This window comes from Phenylobacterium sp. (genome assembly GCF_030693805.1).
In the GTDB taxonomy this organism is placed as follows: domain Bacteria; phylum Pseudomonadota; class Alphaproteobacteria; order Caulobacterales; family Caulobacteraceae; genus Phenylobacterium.
The window spans coordinates 1-3459 of record NZ_JAUXZW010000419.1 but is presented as its reverse complement, the minus strand read 5'-3'; the positions used below and the strand labels follow the sequence as shown (position 1 = coordinate 3459).

Sequence of the window (3459 nt, the reverse complement as noted above, 5' to 3'; positions counted from 1 at the left end):
GGCGCGCGTCGCGGCAAACTCTCTCGTCAGTTGCGCACTGATTATCTGGAGCAGGGTGACACCGAAGCTCTGGCTGCTGCGCGGGCTTTGCTTGAAGAAACGCAAAACCTGCCGCTGGGTGACCGCGAGCGCCTGTTCGGTTACATCGAAGGCGGCGGCAAAGTCATTCTCACCGAACCCAAGGCGCTGTTGACCGAAGCCTCGAAGATGCCGGGGCTGGACGGGCAGAAAATGTCCAAGTCCTACAACAACACGATCTCATTGCGCGAAAGCCCGGAGAACGTGGCGAAAAAAATCAAAACCATGCCGACTGATCCGGCGCGCATAAAACGTACGGATCCGGGTGATCCGGAGAAATGCCCGGTATGGCAGTTGCACCTGGTGTATTCGGACGAAGCGAAGAAAAAGTGGGTGCAGGAAGGCTGCCGTAGCGCGGGCATCGGTTGCATCGAATGCAAACAACCGGTGATCGACGCCATCATTGCAGAGCAGAAACCGATGCGTGAACGCGCTGAACGTTACCTCGATGATCCGACGCTGGTGCGCAATATCATCGCCGATGGCTGCGAAAAGGCACGCAAGATGGCGCAGGAAACATTGCGCGACGTACGCGAAGTGATGGGGCTCGACTACTCTTGAATAATGAGTAGGTAGTTCAGGGGAGTGAACTTCGGGGAGTAAATTCGGCGTAGTTCAGGCGCGACGCTCAGAATCCCTTGCCGTTGCGAATCACACCGACGGCGATGCCTTCGATTTCGAGTGGATCCCGCTTCAGGTCGACCACGATTGGTTTGAAATCCGGGTTTTCGGCGATTAGCTCGACCGTATTGCGGTTGCGCTGGATGCGTTTGACCGTGACTTCGTCGTGCAAGCGGGCAACAACGATCTGTCCCGATTTGAAATGCGGCGTGCGGTGTACTGCGAGCAGGTCGCCTTCGAGGATACCGGCGTCGCGCATGCTCATGCCGCGCACCCGCAGCAGATAATCGGCAGCCGGTTCAAACATGGCGGGATCGACGCGGTAACGCTGCTCGACGTTCTGTTCCGCGAGCATCGGGCTGCCGGCGGCGACTCGTCCAACCACGGGCAGGCTGTCCTGTTGCTGCGTCAGGCGGATGCCACGCGAAGCGCCGGAAGTCATTGCGATGACGCCTTTACGTTCCAGCGCCCGCAAGTGGGTCTCCGCAGCATTGGGTGAACTGAAGCCCATGGCGCTGCAGATTTCAGCTCGCGTCGGCGGAAACCCGGACTCCTCAACGTGAGCCTCGATCAGGCGCAGGATTTCCTGCTGCCGGGATGTCAGTGGCTTCTGGTTTTCGACCAGACTTTCGACTTGGTTTTCATCGCTCATGACTGTAATTATATACAGTTAACTTGAGGCGGCAAGGGGGCGCTGGTGTAAAACCGAAATTTCTTGCAATTTAATGATTTAAGTATTTGTATTTAAAGAATATTCAAGATGGCCAGTGCAATCTGAGCGTTGCGGCGGATTATTGGACGAAAGCCAATTTTTTGTTATACTTCAAAGTTCTGTGAAACGAATTGGGCAGCGCGCACGGATGGGCGGATCGCCCATTTTTTGTTTGTGTCGCTGATTTTGCATGGATTTGCAGGGTTTGCTCGAAAACACGCTGGCCGGGCTCGGCTACGACCTGGTGGAACTGGAACGTTCGACCAAGGGCGGGCTGTTGCGCGTTTTTATCGACAAACCCGGCGGAATCAATGTCGATGACTGCGCTCTGGTGAGTAATCATCTGGGCCGTTGGCTCGCAGTGGAGAATGTCGGTTACGAGCGTCTGGAAGTATCGTCGCCAGGACTGGACAGGCCGCTGCGTACGGCAAAGGATTTTGCACGGTTCAGCGGGCAAAAAGCGAAGCTGAAACTGCGTGTTCCGCAGGCTGGGCAACGTAATTTTATCGGTGTGCTGCGCGATACCGAAGCAGGCAAAGTGGGTCTGGAAGTCGACGGGCAGCTGCTGTCGCTGGATCTGGGCAATGTGGATAAGGCGCGGCTGGTGCCGGTGCTTTGAGCGGGAGACGGAAATGAATCGTGAAATTCTGTTGTTGGTTGACGCGCTGGCGCGCGAAAAGAACGTCGACAAGGAAATTGTGTTCGGCGCGCTTGAACTCGCCCTGGCTTCGGCGGCCAAAAAGAAGTTCACCGAAGACGTCGATGTCCGCGCTTCGGTAGACCGCACCACGGGTGAGTTTTCCTTCTTCCGTCGCTGGGAAGTGGTGAAAAACGAGGAAATCGAAGTCCCGTCGCGCCAGTACAAGCTGCATGAGGCGCAGGAAGAAGATCCGGAATTCGAAGTCGGTGAATTTGTCGAAGAACCGCTCGACGGCATGGAAGTCGGCCGCATCGGCGCGCAGACGGCAAAACAAGTCATCGTGCAAAAAATCCGCGACGCCGAACGCGAGCAGATCCTCAACGATTTCCTGGCGCGCAAGGAGCACCTGGTCACCGGTGTCATCAAACGCATGGAGCGTGGCAATGCCATCGTCGAATCCGGCCGCCTGGAAGCCATGCTGCCGCGCGACCAGATGATCCCCAAGGAAAACCTGCGTCTGGGCGACCGTGTGCGCGCATATGTCTGGAAAGTCGACCGTCTGGCGCGTGGCCCGCACCTGATCCTGTCGCGGACCGCACCGGAATTCATCGCCAAACTGTTCGAACTCGAAGTACCGGAAATCGAAGAAGGCTTGCTCGAGATCAAGGGCGCCGCGCGCGATCCTGGCTCGCGGGCCAAGATTGCAGTGCACTCCAAGGATGCACGCATCGATCCGATCGGCACCTGCGTCGGGATGCGCGGCTCGCGCGTGCAGGCCGTGACCGCCGAACTGGCCCAGGAGCGCGTCGATATCGTGCTGTGGAATCCGGACCCGGCGCAGTTTGTGATCAATGCCCTGGCGCCGGCGGAAGTCAGCAGCATTGTTGTCGACGAAGAAAAGCACAGCATGGACATCGTCGTCGACGAAGAGAATCTGGCGCAGGCCATCGGCCGCAGCGGGCAGAATGTCCGTCTTGCAGGCGAGTTGACCGGCTGGGAACTGAACCTGATGACCGAGGTTGATGCGAAGAAAAAGAGCGAAGAGGAAACCTCGCGCACACGCGCTGAATTCATGGAAAAGCTGGACGTGGACGAGGAAGTGGCCGACATTCTGGTGCAGGAAGGTTTTGCGACGCTGGAAGAGGTCGCTTACGTGCCGCTCACCGAGATGCTGGAAATCGAGTCATTTGACGAAGCCACTGTCAATGAACTGCGCAGCCGCGCCCGCAATGCGCTGCTGACACAGGCCATCGCCAGCGAGGAAAAAGTCGAGCATGACATCGAAGACCTGCTGAAGGTCGAGGGCATGGATAACGATACGGCGCGGTTGCTGGCTTCGAAAGGCATCGCTACGCAGGAAGATCTCGCTGACTACGCGACGGACGATCTTGTGGAACTGACCGCGCTC

General features: G+C 57.5%; 3 protein-coding genes and 1 pseudogene. 3 read left to right on the top strand and 1 reads right to left on the bottom strand.

Annotation, left to right across the window (positions count from 1 at the left end; genetic code table 11):
- A pseudogene (locus Q8M88_RS17055) lies at positions 1-639 on the top strand (hypothetical protein); the annotation flags it as partial.
- Positions 640-706: 67 nt separating this feature from the next.
- Here Q8M88_RS17055 and lexA read toward each other — a convergent pair.
- Positions 707-1351: a transcriptional repressor LexA gene (gene lexA / locus Q8M88_RS17050; RefSeq protein ID WP_305598350.1), complete on the bottom strand. Its 645-nt coding sequence runs from the start codon at positions 1349-1351 to the stop codon at positions 707-709.
- A 250-nt stretch (positions 1352-1601) separates the two neighbouring features.
- Between lexA and rimP the strand changes: the two genes are divergently transcribed.
- Complete coding sequence (rimP, locus tag Q8M88_RS17045) at positions 1602-2030, top strand: ribosome maturation factor RimP (RefSeq protein WP_305598349.1); 429 nt, start codon at positions 1602-1604, stop codon at positions 2028-2030.
- Positions 2031-2043: 13 nt separating this feature from the next.
- The coding region (gene nusA / locus Q8M88_RS17040) for a transcription termination factor NusA (RefSeq protein ID WP_305598348.1) at positions 2044-3459 on the top strand (1416 nt) is incomplete at its 3' end.

What these genes read in the sequence shown, in the direction of transcription:
- lexA (WP_305598350.1), bottom strand. Translation starts at nt 1,351, where the DNA reads ATGAGCGATGAAAACCAAGTCGAAAGTCTGGTCGAAAACCAGAAGCCA.
- rimP (WP_305598349.1), top strand. Translation starts at nt 1,602, where the DNA reads ATGGATTTGCAGGGTTTGCTCGAAAACACGCTGGCCGGGCTCGGCTAC.